Here is a 23,888-nt window from a genome sequence, read left to right on the forward strand (position 1 = left end):
AATAGAGACTCCAAAAAATGGAAAAATCTATCCCTGATTAATATCTTAAATTAAGAGAGAATTATTTTACTCTGAAAACAACTCTTCTTGCTAATTGATGAGATGAAACTTGAGAGTTTTTGAACTCTTTATCTTCCCCTTCACCAACAGTAGTTAATTGAGAAGCATTAGCTCCTTGACTAACTAAAATAGCTTTAACATTTTCTGCTCTTCTACGAGATAAGTCTTTATTGAAAGCATCTCCTCCTACTGGATCAGCAAAACCTAAAATGTCAATTTGAGCATTTGGTTTAGCTTTTAAGTACTCAGATACAAATTTGATACCTCCAACAGATTGTTGGTATGGTTTGTCAGAGTTGTAATCGAAGTATACGTTGATAATACCTGAATTAATCATTTGCTCTAAGAAATCAGCATCGTTAATGACAGTTGTGTTTCCTCCTGCATTTTGTTTGATATATTCTTCAATATTATCTGGAATTCCGTTTCCGTTGTGGTCGATAGTAACACCTTTTGTGTCAACTACTGCACCTGGAGCTGAATCTGGTTCTTGATCTAAGTAATCAGCAACACCATCACCATCAGTATCTTTTAACATTTGTTCGATGTTAGAAATACGATCTTCTAAGTCAGAACGAGTTGGTTCGTAAACCCAGTCAGCATGTTTTTCGTTTTTACCTAAGTAAAATGTTAAACCTAAAGTAGCATTCCAAATTTCACCTCCAAATCCTGAACCTGATGTGTTAGCTGTGCCATCAAATGTTACATTTTGACGAATATTTCTTACGTAAGATACATCTCCTGTTAAAACAACACGATCAGTTAATCTTAATTGTGGTGTTAAACCAACCATAACATTTACCATGTTATCATTGTCGTCGAAAACTTTACCATCAGCACCTTTTGTCGCATCATTATTCATCCAAGAGTAACCTGCACCACCATGAGCTAATAATCCAATTCTATTTGTCCATGTTTCAAAATTCATGATTCGTCCTAAGTTCGCAACCCCTTGTAAATCTACACGGTAATAATTAGAACGGAAACGAGCTACATCTTCGCCTTCTTTGATACGATCATATCCACCATCTAATTTTAAACCAAATTTTGGATTGAACATATAACGTACACCAAAATCAGCATGGAAAAAACTTGGTGTTTCTGAATAATAACCTGGAGCGAATGCTTTTCTTGCTTTTACCGCACCTCCATTGGCCTCGATAGACCATTTGTTGTAATCGTTGTTAATTGTTTCAGTAGTTTCTTGCGCGTGAGCAAAAATTCCTAATCCAATTACACTTAATAGGTATGAAATCTTTTTCATGAGGATATATTTAATTGCAAATTTATATAAATACTTAAAAACGAATCAATCAAAAACTGTTAAAAAACACTATAACTAACGAAAGTCATGATTATGTCTTTATGATTATTTTAACTTGTTTAAAAAATATTCAATAATTGTGCCGAAATTAATTTTTGATTTTCTTATATCATTTTTAAATCATTTAAATTATTTTTGCATAAATATTTCCCAAAACAAACAATGGAACAATCAGCATTTCTTTTTTCGACCAGAGGATCATTAGAATTAGCACAAAAAATTGCCGATCAATATGGTCAAGAACTTGGTAAATCTAAAATTGTAGAATTTAGCGACGGAGAATTTGTACCCGCTTTTGAACAGCCAATTCGCGGAGCTCGCGTTTTCTTAATTGGTTCTACAATGCAACCAACAGACAATTTAATGGAATTACTTTTAATGTGTGATGCAGCAAAACGCGCATCTGCTAAAAGTATTACAGTTGTTATTCCTTATTTTGGTTTTGCTCGTCAAGATCGTAAGGATGCTCCACGTGTGCCAATTGGAGCAAAATTAGTTGCAAAAATGTTAATGACAGCTGGAGCAACTCGTGTAATGACTATGGATTTACACGCTGATCAAATTCAAGGATTTTTTGAAGTTCCTGTTGATCATTTATTTGCTTCAACAATTTTTGTTGAATACATTAAAGGTTTAGGCTTAGATAATATTTGTATTGCTTCTCCAGACATGGGAGGTGCTAAACGTGCAAATACATATGCTAAATACCTTAATGCAGATATCGTAATTTGTCACAAAGAACGTAAAGTTGCAAACCAAGTTGATAGCATGATGTTAATCGGTGAGGTTGAAGGTAAAAATGTTATTTTAGTGGATGACATGATTGATACAGCGGGTACACTTGCAAAGGCGGCTGAATTGATTATGGAAAAAGGAGCAAAATCTGTTCGTGCGATTGCAACGCATGGAGTTTTATCTGGACCAGCTTATGAGCGTCTTGATAACTCTCTATTAACGGAAATTGCTATAACTGATAGTATTCCATTAAAAAATACTTCCGTATCTAAAATAAAAGTATTATCTTGCGCTCCGCTTTTTGCTGATGTTATGCATCTAGTACATAGCAACAAATCTATTAGTCAACGTTTTGTTATCTAGTGGTTTAACTAAATATTAAATTATTTTTATTATATACATATTATTATGAAGTCAATTACAATTCAAGGTGTAAAAAGAGAAGACTTAGGTAAAGTGGCTACACGTAACCTACGTAATGCTGAACAAGTACCTTGTGTGGTTTACGGTTCTGGAGAGCCTATCCACTTTTCAGCTGATGAAAAAGCATTCAAATCATTAGTTTACACTCCAGATGCTCATACAGCAACTATCGAGTTAGCTGATGGAGCTAAAATTCAAGCAATTTTACAAGACATCCAATTTCACCCAGTAACGGATAAAATCTTACACGTAGATTTTTACCAATTAAACGAGGACAAACCAGTAACTATGGAAGTTCCAGTTCGTTTAGTAGGACGTGCTCGTGGTTTAGTAGCTGGTGGGGTTTTACGTTTCAATATGCGTAAATTAAAAGTTCGTGCTATTCCAGCAAACTTACCAGACGAAATCGAAATCGATATCACTCCAATGAGAATTGGTCACAAAATGTATGTAGAAACATTGAAAAATGATAACTACACATTCGCTCATCCAGATAACGCAGTAGTAGTAGCTATTCGTACTTCTCGTAACGCAGTTAAGGATGCTGATCAAGACGAAGACGAAGATTAAGAAATTTTCTTTTCAGATAATATTAAACCACTCATTTTTGAGTGGTTTTTTTATTTTTAAAAATTTAATAAGATAAATTTGTCCGATTTAAAATTAGTTGTATATTTGCTTCATAATTTATAATGAATAAAAGAAATTAATGTTTTCTAAAGCGTGCGAATATGGAATTAAGGCTTGTGTGTTTATTGCACAAGAATCTGTAGAAGGAAAGAGAGTCAATTTAAAACAAATTGCAAATTCTATTAATTCTCCAGAAGCTTACACAGCCAAAATTCTTCAACAATTAGTTAAAGCAAATGTGATTTCATCTGTCAAAGGAAAAATGGGAGGTTTCCAAATGGATGCAGCGCATTTAGAAGATATCAAATTAGTGAATATCATCAAAGCGATTGACGGAGATGGTCTTTATCATAGTTGCATTTTAGGTTTAGTAGAATGCGATACTAACAAACCTTGTGCTTTACATAGCCGTGTTTTTGCAATTCGTAATGATTTGCGAGGTATGCTAGAAAAGACATCGATGTTTAATTTGATTGATGATCTAGAGAAAGGAATTGCTTTTCTTAAGCATTAAAAAAATTTGATTAAAAATAAGATAAAAATATCCGATTATCCGAATTGAAAAATTATAACAATGAACCTATTAATAGAACTTCCTCAAACAACTGCTTCTCAGATGAGTTATACTGTAACAGTAAATCTAAATGAAGCGTGCGAAAGGCATCATAAAACATTATTTTTTTGTTGGAATATTCGTGCTGGAATAGATAAAGGAGTCGATATTCAACGAATTGTTGATTATGTAAATTGGTATGGGGAAAAAGTATTATTCAAAAAATTTGAGATAGAAGAAAATTACTTGTTTTCGCTTTTAGATGAAGATCATTACTTGGTAAAAAGAGCATTGAAAGAACATAGACGTTTGAGACGCTTGTTCAAAATAGATGCAAAAAATCCGATGAAAAGTTTGATTTATATCGAAGAAGAATTGGATTTGCACATCAGATTTGAGGAGAAACAAATGTTTCCTGAATTTGAGAAAAATGCAACACAAAAAAAGTTAAAAGTAATTAAAGAACAATTTAATTCACTTTTAACTAACACAGATTGGAAAGATCAATTTTGGTTATAGGATCTTTCATAACCATAAATTTTTACTTATAATTTTTTAGATGATTTTTGAAAAAGAAAAGCTCGATTTTGCAGGTCGAGCTTTTTGCTTTTTTATGTGTTAAGGAAATTATTTCTTAATCTTAATTTCAAATATTTTATCCCAGTTTTTACCTGTTAATAACATATTTCCGTTGTCTTTGAAAGCGATTCCGTTCAATTCTTGTGCTTGCGGATTTCCTTGTTTTCCTTTCAATTCAGCGAAGTTAAACTCTACTTTTACAGCGCCAGTTTGCGGATCAATTACCACAATATTACTGTTATCTGCATGTCCAGATTTTAGGTAAACATTTGCATAAATTAAACCATCGTGGTATTCAATTTCATTCAAATAACTATATGGTTGTTGACTGTCAAAAGCTTGAACAGTTCTTAGATAATTAAAGTTTTCATCAAAGAAATGAATACGTTGAGAACCTTCTGTTATGGCCAATTCTTTTCCAATTGTTGTAATTCCCCAACCTTCGATAATTTGAGCTGGCATATCAAATTTTTCAACTTGATTAAAGTTTAAATCATATTTATAAATCACACGATCTTGCCATGTTAATTGATAAATAAAACCATTCAGTTCTGTAATTCCTTCTCCAAAAACATCGTCTTTGATTTGATATAATTTTGTAGGTTCAGTTGCCCCCAATTTATATTCAATCAAACGTGTTTTTCCTCCGCGAAGTCCAGTTCCTTCGAAAATATTTCCGTTTTTGAAATAAAAACCTTGCGTAAAATAATCTGGATTATGTGGATAAGTTCCTACAATTTCATAATTCCATTGCGCAGCCGGCTCATTTGCATAAACCACAAACGTAAAATCGCGCGAATTTGTTTCTTCTTCTCCTTTGAAGAATTTCAAATTAACCGTATGATTTCCTAATCCAATTGTTTTTCCGTCAATCGTAAAATCAGCAGGAACTTCTTGTCCATCTACCGAAACAATAACTTTCGTAATTCCATCTAAATTAGTTAAAGGAATATCGATTTTGTCGCCAATTTTGTATTTGTTTTGTTCAATTTTCGAAACAATTTCAGTGATTGCAGTATTGTTTTTTCCAGTCGAATCTTTACAAGAAAATAACACTGAAGAGAAAACTGTTGCACAAACTGATGCTGCGATTAAATATTTTTTCATTTGATGTGTTTTATGTTTTACGAATTAGGTTGCTAATTCTACTACAAATATATTTTATTTTGTTCGATTCGGATTATTTTTTACAAAGGCATCCCAACTCGAATAAGAATTTGACGTCCCAGTTGTTTTACCCGAATTTAGATAATGACAAACCGCAACGGCAAGACCATCTGTGGCATCCAAACGTTTCGGAATTTCTTTCAAACCAAGTAAATGTTGTAACATGCCCGCAACTTGTTCTTTTGATGCATTTCCGTTTCCAGTAATCGCCATCTTAATTTTTTTTGGCGCATATTCTACCACAGGCATATCGCGATGCAGGCAAGCGGCAATACAAACGCCTTGTGCACGTCCAAGTTTTAACATAGACTGAACATTAACGCCAAAAAACTGCGCTTCAATGGCTAATTCATCAGGATGATATTGATCGATAATGGCTAAAGTTTTTTCGAAAATCTTTTTCAATTTCGTTTGCTGGTTCGGAAGTTTATGCAACAACAATTCGTCTAAAGTAATCAACTTTATTTTGTTATTTTTGACTTCAATCAAACCAAAACCCATCACCATTGTTCCAGGATCAATCCCTAAAATAATCTTTTCCATCGTTGCGAAGGTATTAAGATATTCTGAAAATTAAGCCGAATTTCGACTCGCATTAATATTTCCGAATAACGAACGCATCACAATTTGCTCATAGATTGATTTGAACTCACTTTCATGATGAATTTTGTTCAACGCAAATTGTTGAATCGTTAATAATGGTAACACAATTTTTTCGCGCATTTGTACCGAAGATTTGTTCAATGGTTCGTCTTGCATCAATTCTGTGTAACCCGAAATTTCTAAACATAATGCTTTTGATAATTCAAATTCATCGTGCAAAATATTCCAAAATTCACCATATTCAGGATCATTTTTCATATAAGATGTTAATGGAAAATAAGTTTTTTCCATCGACATCATACTATTCTGGATCAATGTTTTGAAGAAGCTCGAATTCTTGAATAAATCTTTTACATCCTCTAAATGACCTTGTTTTTTCAATTCATTTATAGCTGTTCCAACACCAAAATATCCCGGAACATTTTGTTTTAATTGACTCCAAGAACCCACAAATGGAATAGCACGCAAATCATCGAACTCTAATTTTTTATCACCACCTCGTTTACTCGGACGGCTTCCGATATTCGTTTTTCCATAATAGTTAAGCGTACTCATATTTTCTAAATAAGGTAAAAATGAAGGATGCGCTTTCAAATCTTCGTATTTCTGATAACTAATTGTGGCTAATTTATCAATCAAAATTCGCTCATCTGGCGAAATCTGACTTGTGCTTGTCGAGAAAACATCCGAAATAATACCAGCTGTGTACAATTGTTCAAAATTATATTTTGCCTGCGGCATTGTTCCATAATTCGACGTAATTGTTTGTCCTTGAATTGTAATTTGAATTTCGTGATTCGCAATTGTTTTCCCTTGAGAAGCGTAAAATTCGTGCGTTTTTCCACCACCACGCGCAGGAGGTCCACCACGACCGTCAAAGAAAATAACTTCGATTTGATTTTTATCCGAAACATTCGAAAGGATTTCTTTGGTACGATAAATTTCCCAATTCGCTTTGATGTAACCACCATCTTTTGTTCCGTCCGAAAAACCTAACATAATCGATTGACGTTGTTTTCTACGTTCTAAATGTTGCGCATAAATAGGTAAATTATACAATTTATTCATCGTATTTTCAGCACCATCTAAACCTCTAATCGTCTCGAAAAGTGGCATGATATCAAACTTAATTTCATCGTCTTGATAACCACAAAATTTGAATAAAGCATAAACATTTAAAACATCGAAAATGGTTTCAGAATTTGAAATAATGTATCGGTTAACACCTAATTCACCATTTCGTTGCTGAATTTTTTTTAATTGATAAACATTTTTGATTGTATCAATCACAATATCATCTTCAAAATCTTCTGGTTTAGCTGTAAAAGACGGATTTATTAACAATTCGATTTGTTCTGCTTCGCTTAAATCTTTCAGATTAATTCCAGTATATTTTTCAACAATTCGGTTAATCACTTTTTGATGAACACGCGAATCTTGACGAATATCCAAAGAAGCAAAATGCAATCCGAAAATATCAACACGTGTGATAAAATCATCTAAAATATCTAAGAAAACACCATTGTGTTGTTCAATTAAAATTGTACGAATCGTTTGTAAGCGCGTTTTGATTTCATCAATTGTAATTGTTCCATTTTCATTGAACATATTTTCGTAAATCAAATTACTCAACGCTTTTAAAGGTTCTGTAACATGCTTGAATGTTAATCTACGTTGAACAATTTTAAGATGATTGTAATAATTTTTTAAGATACTTGTACGCAATAAACTTGCAACTTTCCATGTAATTTCTGCTGTTACAAACGGATTTCCATCGCGATCGCCTCCAGGCCAAAAACCTAATTGAATAACAGGAGATTTTAGAGGTTCACTTTCTGTAAAAAACAATTGGTTGATTTCGTTGTATAATCGTCCAATTGTTTGATAATATACATTTCTCAAATAATAAATAATAGAAACAGCTTCATCGTAAGGAGTTGGTTTTTCTTCGTTGATAAAAGGTGTTTTTCCTAATTGTTGCAACAATAAATCAATTTTACTTACCGAATCTTGTTGAATTGCGTCGCGTAAATCTTGAATAATTTGTTGAACATTTGTTGGATAAAACTGCGTTGGATGGGCTGTAAAAACAACTCTTGTTACAAAATCTTCGATTCTGGTTTTTACTTGCTCCATTTTACCTTGCGCTTGTGCAATATGATAAATGCTTTCCAAACTTCCTTTTTCATTTTCGGAATGTAATGACGGAAATGCAGCATCTTCGATACTATCAAACAAAACAACTTGTCGCTCGATGTATTGTATCATTCGAAACATCAAATCGATTTGCTCTTGTTCGGTTTTTAAATCAGTGTATTTCTCAAAAAAATTGTTGATGATTTCATTTGGTGATTTACCTTCGGGTAAACCTTTTTGACTTTCATCATACAAAAACGGAATCAATGATCCGATGTTTTGCATTTTTTCGTAGGGAAGACTCATAAAGAGACTGTTGTAAATTTGAAACTTATTTTCCACAATTTGGTGGAATTTAAGTTCAGATAAATTCGTACTTCGCATTAATAGGTATTTTTTCTCTTAATAGTAAATTTACTTGTTTCGAGGTAATTATCCTATTTATTTTAAACCAAAAAAAGAGAATCATATTGATTCTCTTTTTTATTATGATCGATTATTTAATTCAATTAATGGTTCAATAAAGTCTCTTGTATTTGATAAACGAGGAACTTTATTTTGTCCACCTAATTTACCTCTTGAAGCCATCCATTCGATGAATAATTTTGTGCGTGCTTTGTGTACAATCGGTCGATTAAGTGTCATATTATTGTAACGTTTTGCTTCGTAATCGGAATTAACTTCTTGCAAACCTTTATCTAAACAATCAATAAATTGCTCAAAATTTTCAGGCTCTTTATCAAACTCTATCATCCATTCGTGAGCGCCTTTTTCTTTTCCTTGCATAAAAATTGGACCAGCACTATATTCAGAAACAATTGAATTTGTTTGCATACAAGCACGTTTCAAAGCTTCTTCAGCGTTTTCTATCATCAATTCTTCGCCAAATGCATTGATATAATGTTTTGTTCGTCCAGAAACAACAATTCTGTGTGGATTAGTTGAGGTAAAACGAACCGTATCACCAATAATATAGCGCCACAAACCTCCATTTGTTGTAATCACCATGGCGTAATTTTTACCAACTTCAACTTCTCCAATTGTTAAAAACCGTTGAGTTTCTGAACCAAATTCTTCCATTGGAATAAATTCGTAAAAGATTCCGTTGTCTAATAATAACAATAAATCTTTGCTGTGCAATTGATCCTGAATACCAAAAAAACCTTCGGAAGCATTATATAATTCGAAATAATTTAATTTTTTTTGAGTGATTAAATTATAGTTTTCTGCATAAGGTTTGAAGCTGATTCCACCATGAAAAAACACTTCGAGATTTGGCCATAATTCGTCCAAATAATTCTTTCCAGTTTCGGCTAATAATTTGTTCAATACAACCAGCATCCATGAAGGAACGCCAGTTAAAGAACCAACATCTTCATTTTTTGTTGCATTGATAATCGCATTCATCTTCACATTCCAATCAGACATTAAAGAAATCTCACGATTCGGAATATTTTTCATCTCAGCATAAAAAGGTAAATTATCAATCAAAATAGCTGATAAATCACCAAAACGCGTATCATATTTTTGATAAAGTTCACTACTTCCGCCAATTCTTAGATTTTTGTGCATAAAAATATCCGTTTCGGGATAAGCATTTAAGTACAACGCAAACATTATTTTTCCTGCTGCGTAATGGCAATCTTCTAAGGATTCATTACTAATCGGAATAAATTTACTTTTCGCATTTGTTGTTCCAGAAGATTTCGCAAACCACTTTATTTTTCCGTGCCAAGTGACATCTTTTTCACCTTTTCTCGCTAATTCAATATAAGGTTGAAAATCCTCGTAATGCACCGCAGGAACTTGTTTTTGAAATTTCTGTGTCGTTTTGATTTCGTCAAAATGAAATTCTTTTCCGTAAATAGTCGATTTGGCTTTTTTGATATTCTCAAATAACACACGTTCTTGTGTACCAACTGGATTTTTGATGCTTTCCTCGATGACATTCATTCGGCTACGCATCATAATTTCCATAATCTTATTGACTATTCCCATCCGCTAAAAGTTTTGTAGATTTACACAAAATTAATTAAACTTTTTTAGCAAGATGCAGTTTGAAGGACAAATTCGTAAAATGACAACTGAAAATGGAACGCCAATCAATTATTATTGGAATTTCAAGAATGATTTTATCGTTATGAATCAATTGTTAGGAAAAAAAATCAAGATTAACTTTGATCATTACGAATGTTTAAACTGTCACGAGGACAAAGAGATTTATCAGATGGGATATTGTAAAAATTGTTTTTTTACAGTTCCAGAAGCTAATCCAAGTATTATCAATCCAGAACTTTCTACAGCACATTTGGGAATTGCACAGCGTGATTTAGAGTTTGAAACGAAATTCGAATTGCAACCGCATATTGTGTATTTGGCAAATTCGTCGGGAATAAAAGTTGGTGTAACACGTTTAACTCAAGTGCCAACACGTTGGATCGATCAAGGAGCTTCAGAAGCTATTATTATTGCGCGAACGGATAATCGTTACGAAGCTGGAATGATAGAGGTTTCGTTGAAAAATGTTATTGCTGATAAAACGAATTGGCAAAGAATGTTAAAAAATGATGTACCAGAAATTAATCTATTCGAAAAGTATCAAGAAATCAGAAATGAAGTGAATCCAGATTTTCAACAATTTTTGGTTGATGAGCCAGAAGTTTGGAAGTTAGACTATCCAGTTTTATCTTATCCAGAAAAAGTAAAATCATTAAACCTGAAAAAAACGCCAGAAATAGAAGGTGTTTTGAAAGGAATAAAAGGTCAATACTTGATTTTTGAAGACAATACAGTTTTCAATGTTCGAGGTCATGAAGGTTTTTATGTCAATTTTGAAGTATAAACTTCTTTTTACAATAAAATATATTCAAAAGTCGATTTTGTAACAGAATCGACTTTTTTTGTTTCTATCTATTTGATTTCAATAAAAATACTTGTTTTTTATCTTATTTATTTTTACATTAGTTATAATCAATTAACACAAAAAATAGGAATTATGAAAGCAAGTGCATTACTTATGGTTGGTGGTATTTTGGCTTTAACAGCATGTAATAAAAAATCAGATTTGCCAGATTATAAGGTGAAAGAAGCAGTTTTAGATGTTTACAAATACAGAGCAGATAAGCCAGATTCACTTTTTTCGAAAGTAGAAGGCGTAAATGTGGATGATTTGAATGCGGTGGTTAAACAATATGGGCCAGTTGATGTCTACAACTTTGAGAAAATGACGCCTCTTGAAGATGGTGACAAAACAGTTTACGAAGCAGTTTATAAAGTATCTTTTAAAGGAGCAGAAGGTACAGAAACTTTTAAAGTACGAAAAATTGATAAACTAGACGGAATTGTTGTTGGCTATGCAAGTGATGTAAAACCTGTTGCTGAACCAAATGATTCATTGGCTGTAAAAAAGGATTCGGTGAAATAAATATAAAAAAAGAATAAATACGTAATGATTTATTGAAAAAGTTTGTATATTCGTTATCAATAATGAAACAAAACGGATTAGATACAATCATTTCAATTACGACGACTTCTAGTGTTCACACTTAGAGGAGTTTTGTTATGTATTTAATTCTAAAAAAATAATGCAAAAGCATCTTCTCAAAAGGAAGATGCTTTTTTTATGATCAAAATTTAAATTATGAAAGTTTTAAAATTCGGAGGAACATCAGTCGGATCGGTAGAAGGTATTCGCGCGGTCGTAGAAATTGTTAAACAGGAAAAGCAACAAAATAACTCGATTATTTTGGTTGTGTCTGCTATTTCTGGTTTGACCAATTTATTAACCAAAATGTCTGAAGAAGCTTCATCAGGAAATTTTGATGAAAATGATTTAAAACTTTTTCAAGACAAACATTTCGAAATTGTAAAAGCTTTAATCGATGTGCCGAATCAAAATCCGATTTTAACAAAATTAAAATTGTTGATGAATGAGTTGGAAGCATTATTAGAAGGGGTGGAAATTCTGAAAGAATTAAGCCCTCAAACAAAAGATTTGATTTTGAGTTTCGGCGAAAGATGTAGTGCTTTATTAATAGCAAAAGTAATGCAAGAGCATGTTGGAAATTCATTGGCGATTAATGCATCAGATTATATTTTGACTGATCATAATTTTGGTCAAGCGAATGTTATCGAGGAAAAATCGTTTCAGAATATTCAACAATTAGCAAAAGATTATTCGGATAAATTATTAGTTGTAACAGGGTTTATTGCTGCTAATGAAGAAGGACGAGTGACAACTTTGGGAAGAGGAGGTTCTGATTACACTGCGGCTTTGATTGGTGCGGCTTTACATGCAGAACAAATTGAAATTTGGACAGATGTAAATGGAATGATGACGGCGGATCCTCGTTTTGTGAACAAAGCTTTTTCGTTAGAAAATTTATCGTATACAGAAGCGATGGAATTGTCGTATTTCGGTGCGAAAGTGATTTATCCGCCAACAATGGCTCCAGCTTTTAAACTTCGAATTCCGATTTTAATTAAAAACACATTTCAACCGGATTTTGAGGGAACAAAAATTCAGTTCGATTCGCAACCAACAGATTATCCAATTAAAGGAATTTCGTCGATCAAAGATATTGCATTAGTCAATATAAAAGGAAGCGGCTTGGTTGGCAAATTGGGCTTTAGTGGAAAACTTTTTTCACTTTTAGCGCAACATCATATCAACATTGTGTTGATTACGCAATCTTCGTCAGAGCATAGTATCACGCTTGCCATTCATCATAATGAAGTCGAAAAAGCAAAGCAATTAATTGAAGAAGAGTTTTGTTTGGAAATTGCAGTAAAATGGTTGGAACCAATTGAAATTGAAGAAAATCTCGGAATTATTGCAATTGTTGGAGAAAACATGAAGAAAATGGTTGGTGTTTCGGGCAAGTTATTTTATGCATTAGGACGAAATGGAATCAATGTCAGAGCGATTGCGCAAGGTTCTTCGGAGTATAATATTTCGGTTGTGATTAACGAAAATGATTTGTCAAAAGCTTTAAATGCGGTACATGATGCGTTTTTTAATCATTTGAAAAAAACAATTCATGTTTTCAATGTTGGAGTAGGAAATATTGGGTCGACATTTTTAAATCAATTAGAAAAACAGAAAGATTTTTTAGCAAAAAATAATGATATCGAAATAAAATTGGTTGGATTATCAAATTCAAAAAAAATGATGTTTGATGAAAACGGAATTAATTTATCGAATTGGAAAAATGAATTAGAAAATTCTTCTTCTCCAGCTGATTTGAATGAATTTATCCAAAAAATGAAACAGTATAATTTACCAAATTGTGTTTTTGTAGATAATACTGCGAGTTCTGATTTGCCAAATTATTACAAACAAATTTTTGAAAGCAGTATTTCGGTTGTAACATGTAATAAAATTGCGAATTCATCTTCTTATCAAGAGTATAAAAAATTGAAAGAAACTGCTCGAAAATATGGCATTGATTTCCTTTATGAAACGAATGTTGGAGCAGGTTTACCAATTATTAGCGTGTTGAAAGATTTAAGAATGAGTGGAGATCAAATCTTAAAAATTGAAGCAATTTTATCAGGAACAATTTCGTATATATTTAATCATTTTAAAGGTGAAAATACATTTGCCGAAATTGTAAAAAAAGCGCAAGAATTAGGTTATACAGAACCAGATCCTCGCGATGATTTGAGTGGAATAGATTTTATGCGAAAAATGTTGATTCTTGCTCGTGACAATGGTTACGAAATTGAAGCGGGAGATGTAAAAATCGATTCTATTTTGCCTAAATCTTGTTTAGAAGCTGCAACTGTAGAAGATTTTTATCAAGAATTAGTCAACGAAAATGATTATTTCGAAAAGATAAAACATCAAGCAGATGAGGAGCAGAAAGTGATTCGTTACATCGGGATTTTAGAAGATGGGAAAATATCAATTTCGTTAGAATTGGTGGATAATCAACATCCGTTTTATGCCTTGTCTGGAAGCGATAATATTATTTCTTTTACAACAGCGCGTTACAAGGAACGTCCTTTGGTTGTGAAAGGACCTGGAGCTGGTGCAGAAGTTACAGCAGCTGGCGTTTTTGCAGATTTAGTTAATATAAGTTCAATACGATAAAAGATGAATCAAATAATCGAAAATAAATATAAGCTTGATCAAGCGAAGTTTTTAGATAAAGTACATGTTTTTGCTCCTGCAACAGTTGCCAATATGATCTGTGGATATGATATTTTGGGCTTTGCGGTGGATTATCCAGGTGATGAGGTAATCATGAAAAAGACAGAAAAGTTAGGAATCGAAATTCTGACAATTACAGGTGACGAGGGTAAATTGCCTTTGGATGCGATGAAAAATACAGTTTCTCATTCGGCATGGAAATTATTTTGTGATTTAGGTCTACAAGATTCTTTTGGATTATCGATAGAATTACACAAAAAAATGCCAATTGGAAGTGGTTTAGGTTCAAGCGCGGCGAGCACAGTTTCTGGACTTTTTGCATTGAATGAATTATTAGGAAAACCACTTTCTAAAAATGAGCTTTTGCCTTATTGTATGGAAGGCGAACGATTGGCTTGTGGCGCTGCTCATGCGGATAATGTTGCGCCATCGTTGTTTGGAGGAATTACGTTGATTCCTTCTTATGAGCCGATTTTGGTGCGTTCTTTACCTGTTCCTGAAAATTTATATGTCACACTGATTTACTCAAAAGTAGAAGTGCCAACAAAGGATGCGCGCAAATTAATTAAAGATAAAGTGCAATTGAGTAAAGCAATAAAGCAATGGGGAAATATTGCAAGTTTGGTTGCAGCGCTTTATGAGAATGATTACGAAGAAATTGGTCGTTCGATGCAGGATGATATTGTCGAACCAAATCGTTCTTTATTGATTCCGTATTTTAATGAAATGAAAAGTATTTCGCTCGAAAATAATGCATTAACATTCGGTATTTCTGGTTCTGGACCAACAGTTATGGCGTTATCTAAAAGTAAATTGGATGCAGAAAATATCGAACAAAAATTAAATAATTTTTTGACGATAAAAGAAATTGAACATTTATCATTTGTCTCTAAAATTAATCAACAAGGACCTTACATAAAACACTAAAAATGAAATTATATAGTACAAATAATCATAATAACAGAGTCGATTTTAAACAAGCGGTTTTCCAATCTTTGCCAGAAGATAAAGGATTGTATATGCCTTTGTCGTTGGAAAAATTAGATGAAAATTGGTTGAATTCTATTGAAAATTATTCATTTCAAGAGATTGCGAAAAAGGTGACAAATCACTTATTAAAAGATGATTTTTCTGAAGAAACGATTAATAATTTAATTGATGATGTAATTAATTTTCCTGCGCCTTTGGTGTTTTTAGAAGATGATTTAGCTATTTTGGAATTATTTCACGGACCTTCTTTTGCTTTTAAAGATTTTGGAGCAAGATTTATGAGTCGCGTGATGGCACATTATTCAAAAAAAGATAATCAATTGTTAGATGTTTTGGTCGCAACTTCTGGCGATACAGGAGGCGCTGTAGCACTTGGCTTTCTGGGAGTAGAAGGAACGAGAGTAACGATTTTGTATCCAAAAGGAAAAGTGTCGCTGATACAAGAATTGCAATTAACGGCGAATGGAAAAAATATTCGTGCCATAGAAATCGACGGAACTTTTGATGATTGTCAAGCATTGGTCAAGCGAGCTTTTTTAGACAAAGATTTAATGAAAAATCTAAACTTAACCTCAGCAAATTCAATTAATATTGCTCGCTTAATTCCGCAATCTTTCTATTATTTCGAGGCATTTGCCCAAGCAAAAAGAAAAGGTTTTGAGAAAGTTTCTTTTGTTGTTCCGAGTGGAAATTTCGGGAATATTACAGCAGGTATTTTGGCTTCAAAATTAGGATTGGAAGTAGAACAATTTGTTGCGGCTACAAATGCGAATGATACAGTTCCTTCATTTTTAAAAACCGAAAATTATCAACCAAAACCTTCTGTACAAACGTTATCGAATGCAATGGATGTTGGAAATCCGAGTAATTGGGTTCGCGTGATGGAATTTTTTGAGCAAGATGTGGAGCAATTAAAATCAAAAATGGTTTCAAAAGCTTATTCTGATGTAGAAACAATAAATGCAATCGTAGAAATTAATCAAGAATACAATTATATTGCTTGTCCTCATACGTCAATTGCCTGGTTGGCGGCGAAGGAATACCAAGCGAAAAAGCAAGATGAAAAAGAGTTAGTGGTGTTTTTATCGACAGCGCATCCGTGTAAATTTCCTGAAGTTTTTCCGAAAGAAATACGAGATAAAATTGTCTATCCAAAAGAAGTCGAAGAATTGAAATTGAAACAATCGAATAAAGTTGAAATGAACAATAATTTTGATGAGTTAAAAAATTGGTTGTTGAATAATTAATAAATTAAAAAGCAAAGTTTCTAACTAAATAGAAGCTTTGCTTTTTTTGAATAGTATATTAATGATGGAAAAATTATCCAATCATTAACGAAAAGAGTGTGTTGTCTGTGTTAAGATATTGATAATCGAAATGATGATTTTCTAATCTAAAAATTAAACCATCTAAATCTTCTTTTTTCTCTAATTCAATGCCAACTACTGCTGGACCTGTTTCTTTGTTATTTTTTTGCGTGTATTGGAAATAGGTGATGTCATCATTTTCACCCAAAACTTCGTTCACTAATTCTTTCAAAGCGCCGGCACGTTGAGGAAAATTGATAATGAAATAATGTTTCAAACCTTCATATTGCAAACTTCTTTCTTTTATTTCTTCCATTCGCGTAATGTCGTTGTTGCTTCCGCTAAGCACACAAACCACATTTTTTCCTTTGATTTCTTCCTTGAAAAAATCTAAAGCCGAAACACTCAAAGCGCCTGCTGGTTCTACAACAATTGCGTCTTCATTGTACAAACGCAAAATGCTCGAACAAACCTTTCCTTCTGGAACAGCACAAGTTGTTTCTAAACCTTCTGCACAGATTTTGTATGTTTTTTCACCTGCTTTTTTTACAGCTGCGCCATCTACAAAAGGGTCAATCTTCGCTAATGCAACAGATTGTTTTTGTTTGATAGCTTCTGCCATACTTGCTGCGCCACTCGGTTCTACACCAATAATTTTGGTGTTTGGACTAAGTGTTTTCATTACAGAAATAACGCCAGATGCTAAACCTCCACCACCAATTGGCACGAAAATATAATCGATTGGTTGATTGCATTGATTCAAAATTTCTAATGCAACCGTTCCTTGTCCTGCAATTACTTTTTCATCATCAAAAGGATGAATAAATGTAATATTTCCTTCTTGCGATAATTGATGCGCAAAAGCCGATGCATCATCAAATGTATCACCATGTAAAATGATTTCGATTTGATCTTTACCAAACCATTTTACTTGTTTTATTTTTTGTTGAGGTGTCGTTGTAGGCATCACAATTTTACCTTTGATGTTTAATTGTTGACACGAATACGCCACACCTTGTGCGTGATTTCCTGCACTTGCGCAGATCACACCATTATTTTTTTCTTGTTCTGATAACTGAACGATTTTATTATAAGCACCACGTAATTTGTACGAACGGACGACTTGTAAATCTTCTCGTTTTAGATAGACATTCGCATCAAATTGACGACTTAAATTTTCATTGAAATCGAAAGGAGTGTTTTTGGCAACTCCTTTCAAATTCATTTGTGCTAAGTTTACTTCGTCAAGCGAAACGCCTAAGGTCTCAGTTTTTTCATTTCTAAGTCCATTTGCCATAATTCACTGTTTGTTAGTTCTGTTAACTTTTTTTTGTAATCTTGATGTTTGACTACACCGTTTTTATCGTTTTCATAGCAGTCATTGCTTTACGAAGTTTTTTTCCTACAGTTTCGACAGGATGATTACGTAAAACATCATTTATATGTACCAATGTCGCATTGTCAACAGCATTGTCTTTTCCTTCGTTGTAATTTTTACCGACAACGTCTACGTTTACTTTTGCCATGAAATCTTTTAACAAAGGTTTACAAGCTTGATCGAAAAGATAACAACCGTATTCTGCTGTATCAGAAATCACTCGATTCATTTCGAATAATTTTTTACGCGCAATTGTATTCGCAATCAATGGTGTTTCATGTAAGGATTCGTAATAAGCAGATTCAGGTTTAATACCGGCTTCTACCATTGTTTCGAAAGCTAATTCAACTCCAGCACGAACAAAAGCAACCATTAATGTATAGTTGTCAAAATATTCTTGTTCTGTAATATTTGCATCGCCAGCTGGTGTTTTTTCAAAAGCAGTTTCACCAGTTTCAGCTCTCCATTTTAATAAGTTTTTGTCATCATTCGCCCAATCTTCCATCATTGTTTTACTAAACTCACCAGAAATAATGTCGTCTTGATGTTTTTGGAATAATGGACGCATAATATCTTTTAATTCCTCTGATAGTTCAAAAGCTTTAATTTTAGCAGGATTACTTAATCTATCCATCATACCGCTAACTCCACCATGTTTTAAGGCTTCTGTAATTACTTCCACACCATATTGAACTAATTTTGAAGCATAACCAGCATCAATTCCGTTTTCAATCATTTTTTCGAAAGAAAGAATAGAACCTGTTTGTAAAAGACCACATAAAATGGTTTGCTCTCCCATCAAATCTGATTTTACTTCCGCAACAAATGATGATCTTAAAACTCCCGCTCTGTGACCACCAGTTCCTGCACAATATGCTTTTGCTTGATCAAAACCTTTTCCTTCGGGATCATTTTCTGGGTGAACGGCAATTAATGTAGGAACTCCGAATCCTCTTAAATATTCTGCACGAACTTCCGAACCTGGACATTTTGGTGCAACCATTATTACTGTAATATCTTTACGAATTTGCACACCTTCTTCTACGATATTGAATCCATGAGAATATAAAAGTGTAGCACCTTGTTTAATAAGTGGTTGAACAGTATTGATAACTTGCGTGTGTTGTTTGTCTGGCGTTAAATTTGCCACAACATCAGCATTTGGGATTAATTCTTCGAAAGTACCAACTGTAAAATTATGACTTGTTGCATTTTTCCAAGAATCTCTTTGTTGTTCAATGGCTTCTTTGCGTAAGGCATACGAAACGTCTAAACCACTGTCGCGTAGATTTAATCCTTGGTTTAATCCTTGCGCACCGCAACCTACAATCACAATTTTTTTACCTTTTAATGCGTCTGTACCTTTTGCGAATTCTGAGTTATTTAGAAATTCTGCTTGTCCTAGTTGATATAATTGATCTCTCAATGATAGAGAATTAAAGTAATTAGTCATTTTTGTGTTTTTTAATGAATTATTTGTTGAATTGTTTGTCTTTACATTGTGAAAACTGAGGTTCCTTCGTTTAGGAATTCATTTTCGATTACTTCTTTTGATGGTTCGTCTTTCTCGAATTGTAATAATTTTTCATGAAAACCAGCACTCGCTTTGATAATCGCTATTCTGGCTCCTCTAACAAATTCTATTAAGCCATATTTCGTTAATTCTTGTGTTAGATTATCAATTTCTTCACGATGACCAGCTGTTTCAAAAACCGTATAATCATTGCGAATCACAACTGTATTTGCACCATATTGACGTAATAAACGTTCTACGTATGCCTTTTCTGCAATAATATTCGTTGGCACTTTGTATAAAGCTTGTTCTTGCCAGATTAATTCATCATTATTATTGAAATAAGCTTTAAGAACATCGATTTGTTTTTCAATTTGCATGCAAAGTTTTCGAACGACTTCTTCCGATTCTTCAATAACAATTGTAAATCTGTGTACATTTTCTATTTCTGATGGAGAAGTGCTTAAACTTTCAATATTAATTTTTCGTCGAGTAAAAATTCCTGCAACTCTTCCTAAAATTCCTATGGAATTTTCTGTATATAACGTAATTGTATATTCTTGTTTTGAGTCCATAATAATTTATTTTAATCTAATTTCAGAAACACTTGTGCCTTGTTCTACCATAGGAAATACATTATTTTCTTTTCCTACCATAACCTCTAAAAGATAAGAGCCATTGTGTTCTAACATTTCTTTTAAAGCATTTTTCAATTCATTTCTTGCCTCTATTTTTTGACCTTCTATTTGGTATGCTTTTGCAAGTGCAACAAAATCTGGACTTGTAATATCTACGAAAGAATAGCGTTTGTCGTTGAATAATTCTTGCCATTGACGAACCATTCCAAGGAAGCTATTGTTTAGGATTAACATTTTTACTTTAGCTCCGAATTGCATAATCGTTCCCATTTCTTGTAACGTCATTTGGAAGCCACCATCTCCACAAACCATGACAATGTCTTTTTCTGGTGCTCCGTACCATGCTCCAATTGCAGCAGGTAATCCAAAGCCCATTGTTCCTAATCCGCCCGATGTAACCAAAAGTTTAGAGTCTTTGAATTTAGCATAACGACAAGCAGACATTTGATGTTGCCCAACGTCTGTCACAATTACTGCTTCTCCGTTTGTTAACTCATTTAAGGTATTGATAACCTCAGCCATAGACATCACATCAGTTGTTGGGTGGAATTCTTTATCAATAACTTCTGCACGTTCTTCTTTTTCGAGATCTCTAAATTCTTTTAACCATTGAGAGTGATCATTAGGATCAATTAAATTTGTTAATAATGGAAGTGTTTTTTTACAATCTCCCCAAACAGGAACAGCAACTTTTACATTTTTACCAATTTCTGCAGGATCAATATCAAGATGAATAACTTTCGCTTGTTTAGCATATTTGTCTAAGCGTCCAGTTACGCGGTCATCAAACCTCATCCCAATAGCAATTAATACATCGCAATCATTTGTTTTGACATTCGGCGCATAATTTCCATGCATTCCTAATAAACCAACATATTGTGGATGATCTGTATCTAAAGAACTTAATCCCATTAAAGTTGTAGCCACTGGAATTCCAGATTTTTCTAAGAAATCTTTTAATTCTTGCTCTGCTTTTCCAAGCAGAATTCCTTGACCAATAATCGCAAATGGTTTTTTTGCTTGATTAATAAGTTCTGCAGCAGCTTTTACATATTCAGTTTTTATTTCTGGTTCTGGTCTATAGCTGCGAACATGTGTGCATTTCTCGTACTTTTTCTTTTCGATAAGTTGTATTTGAGCATTTTTTGTAATGTCAATTAACACAGGTCCTGGTCTTCCAGAGCGAACGATATGAAAAGCTTTTGCTAAAACATCATTAATTTCTTCCGCATCTGTAATTTGATAATTCCATTTCGTAATAGGATTAGTGATGTTGATAATATCAGTTTCTTGAAAGGCATCCGTTCCTAAAAGAGAGGCGAAAACTTGCCCCGTGATGCATACAATAGGATTACTATCAATCATGGCATCAGCAATTCCGGTTACTAAGTTCGTTGCGCCTGGCCCACTCGTAGCAAAAGCTACACCTACTTTTCCTGAAGTTCTTGCATAGCCCTGCGCAGCATGAATACCTCCTTGTTCATGGCGAACTAAAATATGTTCTAACTCGTCTTTGTAATCATATAAAGCATCATATATAGGCATAATTGCACCACCAGGATAGCCAAAAACTGTTGAAACTCCTTCAGCTAATAAAGCATTAATGATTGCTTGTGAACCTGAAATTTGAGTTGGTTTATTGGTCAGTAAGGCATCCTTCTGAAGCGTTTCCGACTTGCTTTGCGTATTTGTATAAGACTCCATTTTTTACTTTTAATGCGGGTTGTTTCCAGTTATTTTTTCGATTTTCTAATGTTTTTTCATCAACCAAAAGATTCAATTCATTCTTGTTGATGTCAATTTCGATGAGGTCATCATTTTCGACTAATGCGATTGGACCTCCTTCAAAAGCCTCTGGTGTAATATGTCCGACGACAAATCCGTGTGTTCCACCACTAAATCGTCCGTCTGTAATCAAAGCGACTTTATCTCCTAATCCAGCTCCAATAATGGCAGAGGTTGGTTTCAACATTTCTGGCATTCCAGGACCACCTTTCGGACCTTCGTTTCGGATGACGATAACGCTTCCAGCTTTGATTTTTAAATCTTCAATTGCTTTTAAAACTTCAACTTCACTATTAAAAACTTGTGCTTTTCCTTTAAAATAAAAACCTTCTTTTCCAGATATTTTCGATACTGATCCGCCTGGAGCAAGGTTTCCGTAAAGCATTTGTAAGTGTCCAGTTTCTTTTACAGGATTTGATAATGGACGAATAATATATTGTTTCGTAAAATCTAAATCAGGAACTGACTCTAAATTTTCTGCTAATGTTTTTCCAGTAACTGTTAAACAACTTCCATCGATTAATCCTTCTTGTAACATATATTTTAAAACAGCAGGAACGCCACCAACTTTACTCAAATGTTCCATCAAGTATTTTCCACTTGGTTTCAAATCTGCTATAACAGGTGTTTTATCGTTGATTGCTTGTATATCGTCTAATGATAATTTGATATTCATAGTAGCGGCAATCGCTAATAAATGCAAAACAGCATTTGTACTCCCGCCTAAAACAACAATTGTTTTAATTGCATTCTCTAACGAATTCTTTGTGATGATATCACTTGGTTTAATATCTTTTTCTAATAAAATTCTTAGATAATGTGCCGCAGTTGTACATTCGTTTTTCTTTTCTTGACTAAGAGCAGGATAAGAAGATGAATAAGGTAAACTCATCCCCATTGCTTCAATCGCCGCTGCCATTGTATTTGCTGTGTACATTCCGCCACAAGCACCAGGACCAGGACAAGCATTTTGAATGATTCCACAAAAATCTTTGTCATCAAGATTTCCGTTTAATTTTTTACCTAATGCCTCGAAAGCAGAAACAATGTTTAATTCCTCTTCTTTGTAGTGTCCAGGAGCAATTGTTCCACCGTAAATCATGATCGAAGGACGATTCAAACGTCCCATTGCCATGATAGAACCCGGCATGTTTTTATCACAACCAGGAATTGTGATTACGCCATCATAAAAGTGTGCTGCACAAACGGATTCGATAGAATCTGCGATGATTTCTCTACTTACCAAAGAGTAACGCATTCCAGAAGTTCCGTTGGTAATTCCATCGCTAATTCCGATTGTATTGAACTTTAATCCGATTAGGTTTTCGGCTTTCATTCCGTCCTGTACCAACTGTGCAAATTGATTCAGATGCATATTGCAAGTATTTCCATCGTACCCCATACTTGCAATTCCGATTAGTGGTTTTTTTAGGTCTTCGTTCGTTAGGCCAATCCCATGTAACATCGCTTGTGACGCGGGTAAGGTGTCATCTTGCGTAACGGTTCGGCTGTGTTTGTTTAGTGCTTCGTTGTTGTTTTTCATCACTGTTTATTTGACATTGTTTGTATTAAAAACATAAAAAAAGCCACCTTAAATTAAGGTGGCTCATAAAAAATCGTTCAAAAAATTCGTCATAAAACCACCTTTCCTAATCGTAAGACCAAGACTAAAATAATAATGATAATAATGACGAAATTGTTTTGCATAATATTGTTTAATTAATTTTTCTCCATAAAAAAAAGCCACCTCGTTAAGAAGTGGCTTTAATTGTTATTTTGTACGTACACAACTAATTACCACTCCTTGGAATAAGAATGACTAAAATAATCAAGTTGATAATGTTGTGAACTAATTTCATTTTCTTTTTTTGATAAATCAAAGCTAGGATTAATTTTTTTAACTTAGCTCAACT

Annotated in this window: 19 protein-coding genes; 9 read left to right on the forward strand and 10 right to left on the reverse strand. The window is 33.4% G+C overall.

Features of this window, described 5'->3' with window-relative positions; translation table 11 throughout:
* Positions 1 to 61 precede the first annotated feature (61 nt).
* Positions 62 to 1,324: an OmpA family protein gene (locus B3792_RS02315; RefSeq protein ID WP_286494989.1), complete on the reverse strand. Its 1,263-nt coding sequence runs from the start codon at positions 1,322 to 1,324 to the stop codon at positions 62 to 64.
* A 222-nt stretch (positions 1,325 to 1,546) separates the two neighbouring features.
* Between B3792_RS02315 and B3792_RS02320 the strand changes: the two genes are divergently transcribed.
* From B3792_RS02320 to B3792_RS02335, 4 genes are all read left to right on the forward strand, one after another.
* Positions 1,547 to 2,482 (forward strand): ribose-phosphate pyrophosphokinase, encoded by a 936-nt coding sequence (locus B3792_RS02320; protein ID WP_038336277.1) that lies wholly within the window; start codon positions 1,547 to 1,549, stop codon positions 2,480 to 2,482.
* 45 nt (positions 2,483 to 2,527) lie between these two features.
* Positions 2,528 to 3,112 carry a 50S ribosomal protein L25/general stress protein Ctc gene (locus tag B3792_RS02325; RefSeq protein WP_038336278.1) on the forward strand — a complete coding sequence of 195 codons (585 nt, stop codon included), beginning with the start codon at positions 2,528 to 2,530 and terminating at the stop codon, positions 3,110 to 3,112.
* Positions 3,113 to 3,251: 139 nt separating this feature from the next.
* Positions 3,252 to 3,686, forward strand: a complete 435-nt coding sequence (locus B3792_RS02330; protein WP_286494986.1) for an RrF2 family transcriptional regulator — start codon at positions 3,252 to 3,254, stop codon at positions 3,684 to 3,686.
* A gap of 60 nt (positions 3,687 to 3,746) precedes the next feature.
* Entirely contained in the window at positions 3,747 to 4,244 is a 498-nt protein-coding gene (locus tag B3792_RS02335) for a hemerythrin domain-containing protein (RefSeq protein ID WP_221854727.1), read from the forward strand.
* Between the two features lie 108 nt (positions 4,245 to 4,352).
* Here B3792_RS02335 and B3792_RS02340 read toward each other — a convergent pair whose 3' ends face one another.
* The 4 genes from B3792_RS02340 to B3792_RS02355 all read right to left on the reverse strand — a co-directional run bounded on the left by B3792_RS02340 (position 4,353) and on the right by B3792_RS02355 (position 10,208).
* Complete coding sequence (locus B3792_RS02340; RefSeq protein ID WP_286494984.1) at positions 4,353 to 5,411, reverse strand: glutaminyl-peptide cyclotransferase; 1,059 nt, start codon at positions 5,409 to 5,411, stop codon at positions 4,353 to 4,355.
* A gap of 54 nt (positions 5,412 to 5,465) precedes the next feature.
* Positions 5,466 to 6,014, reverse strand: coding sequence for a crossover junction endodeoxyribonuclease RuvC (gene ruvC, locus B3792_RS02345; RefSeq protein WP_125348885.1), 549 nt, complete (start codon positions 6,012 to 6,014; stop codon positions 5,466 to 5,468).
* Between the two features lie 30 nt (positions 6,015 to 6,044).
* Positions 6,045 to 8,516, reverse strand: coding sequence for a phosphoenolpyruvate carboxylase (locus B3792_RS02350; protein ID WP_286494982.1), 2,472 nt, complete (start codon positions 8,514 to 8,516; stop codon positions 6,045 to 6,047).
* Positions 8,517 to 8,696: 180 nt separating this feature from the next.
* Positions 8,697 to 10,208: a GH3 auxin-responsive promoter family protein gene (locus B3792_RS02355; RefSeq protein ID WP_291068767.1), complete on the reverse strand. Its 1,512-nt coding sequence runs from the start codon at positions 10,206 to 10,208 to the stop codon at positions 8,697 to 8,699.
* A 52-nt stretch (positions 10,209 to 10,260) separates the two neighbouring features.
* On the opposite strand from B3792_RS02355, the gene B3792_RS02360 reads away from it, so the two are divergent.
* The 5 genes from B3792_RS02360 (at position 10,261) to thrC (ending at position 16,601) form a co-directional block, all read left to right on the forward strand.
* Positions 10,261 to 11,052: a DUF2797 domain-containing protein gene (locus tag B3792_RS02360; RefSeq protein WP_038333421.1), complete on the forward strand. Its 792-nt coding sequence runs from the start codon at positions 10,261 to 10,263 to the stop codon at positions 11,050 to 11,052.
* Positions 11,053 to 11,205: 153 nt separating this feature from the next.
* Positions 11,206 to 11,634, forward strand: a complete 429-nt coding sequence (locus B3792_RS02365) for a hypothetical protein (protein WP_147280028.1) — start codon at positions 11,206 to 11,208, stop codon at positions 11,632 to 11,634.
* A 216-nt stretch (positions 11,635 to 11,850) separates the two neighbouring features.
* Entirely contained in the window at positions 11,851 to 14,304 is a 2,454-nt protein-coding gene (gene thrA / locus B3792_RS02370; protein ID WP_286494979.1) for a bifunctional aspartate kinase/homoserine dehydrogenase I, read from the forward strand.
* 3 nt (positions 14,305 to 14,307) lie between these two features.
* A complete protein-coding gene (locus tag B3792_RS02375; RefSeq protein ID WP_291068769.1) occupies positions 14,308 to 15,291 on the forward strand; it encodes a homoserine kinase in 984 nt (327 codons plus the stop codon).
* A gap of 2 nt (positions 15,292 to 15,293) precedes the next feature.
* A complete protein-coding gene (gene thrC / locus B3792_RS02380) occupies positions 15,294 to 16,601 on the forward strand; it encodes a threonine synthase (protein ID WP_291068771.1) in 1,308 nt (435 codons plus the stop codon).
* Between the two features lie 73 nt (positions 16,602 to 16,674).
* On the opposite strand, the gene ilvA is transcribed toward thrC, so the two are convergent.
* Genes ilvA through ilvD form a run of 5 tightly spaced genes read right to left on the reverse strand, consistent with a single transcriptional unit; the run spans position 16,675 to position 23,518 of the window.
* Positions 16,675 to 17,958, reverse strand: coding sequence for a threonine ammonia-lyase IlvA (gene ilvA / locus B3792_RS02385; RefSeq protein ID WP_291068773.1), 1,284 nt, complete (start codon positions 17,956 to 17,958; stop codon positions 16,675 to 16,677).
* Between the two features lie 52 nt (positions 17,959 to 18,010).
* Positions 18,011 to 19,492 carry a ketol-acid reductoisomerase gene (gene ilvC / locus B3792_RS02390; RefSeq protein WP_291068775.1) on the reverse strand — a complete coding sequence of 494 codons (1,482 nt, stop codon included), beginning with the start codon at positions 19,490 to 19,492 and terminating at the stop codon, positions 18,011 to 18,013.
* Between the two features lie 41 nt (positions 19,493 to 19,533).
* Positions 19,534 to 20,127, reverse strand: coding sequence for an acetolactate synthase small subunit (gene ilvN / locus B3792_RS02395; RefSeq protein WP_180905464.1), 594 nt, complete (start codon positions 20,125 to 20,127; stop codon positions 19,534 to 19,536).
* Between the two features lie 6 nt (positions 20,128 to 20,133).
* Positions 20,134 to 21,894 (reverse strand): biosynthetic-type acetolactate synthase large subunit, encoded by a 1,761-nt coding sequence (gene ilvB / locus B3792_RS02400; protein WP_291068777.1) that lies wholly within the window; start codon positions 21,892 to 21,894, stop codon positions 20,134 to 20,136.
* Positions 21,827 to 23,518 (reverse strand): dihydroxy-acid dehydratase, encoded by a 1,692-nt coding sequence (gene ilvD / locus B3792_RS02405; protein WP_291068779.1) that lies wholly within the window; start codon positions 23,516 to 23,518, stop codon positions 21,827 to 21,829. Before ilvD ends, ilvB begins: the two co-directional genes overlap by 68 nt.
* Between the last annotated feature and the right edge of the window lie 370 nt (positions 23,519 to 23,888).

The organism is Empedobacter sp. UBA5924 (assembly GCF_002431085.1).
Taxonomy (GTDB): domain Bacteria; phylum Bacteroidota; class Bacteroidia; order Flavobacteriales; family Weeksellaceae; genus Empedobacter; species Empedobacter falsenii_B.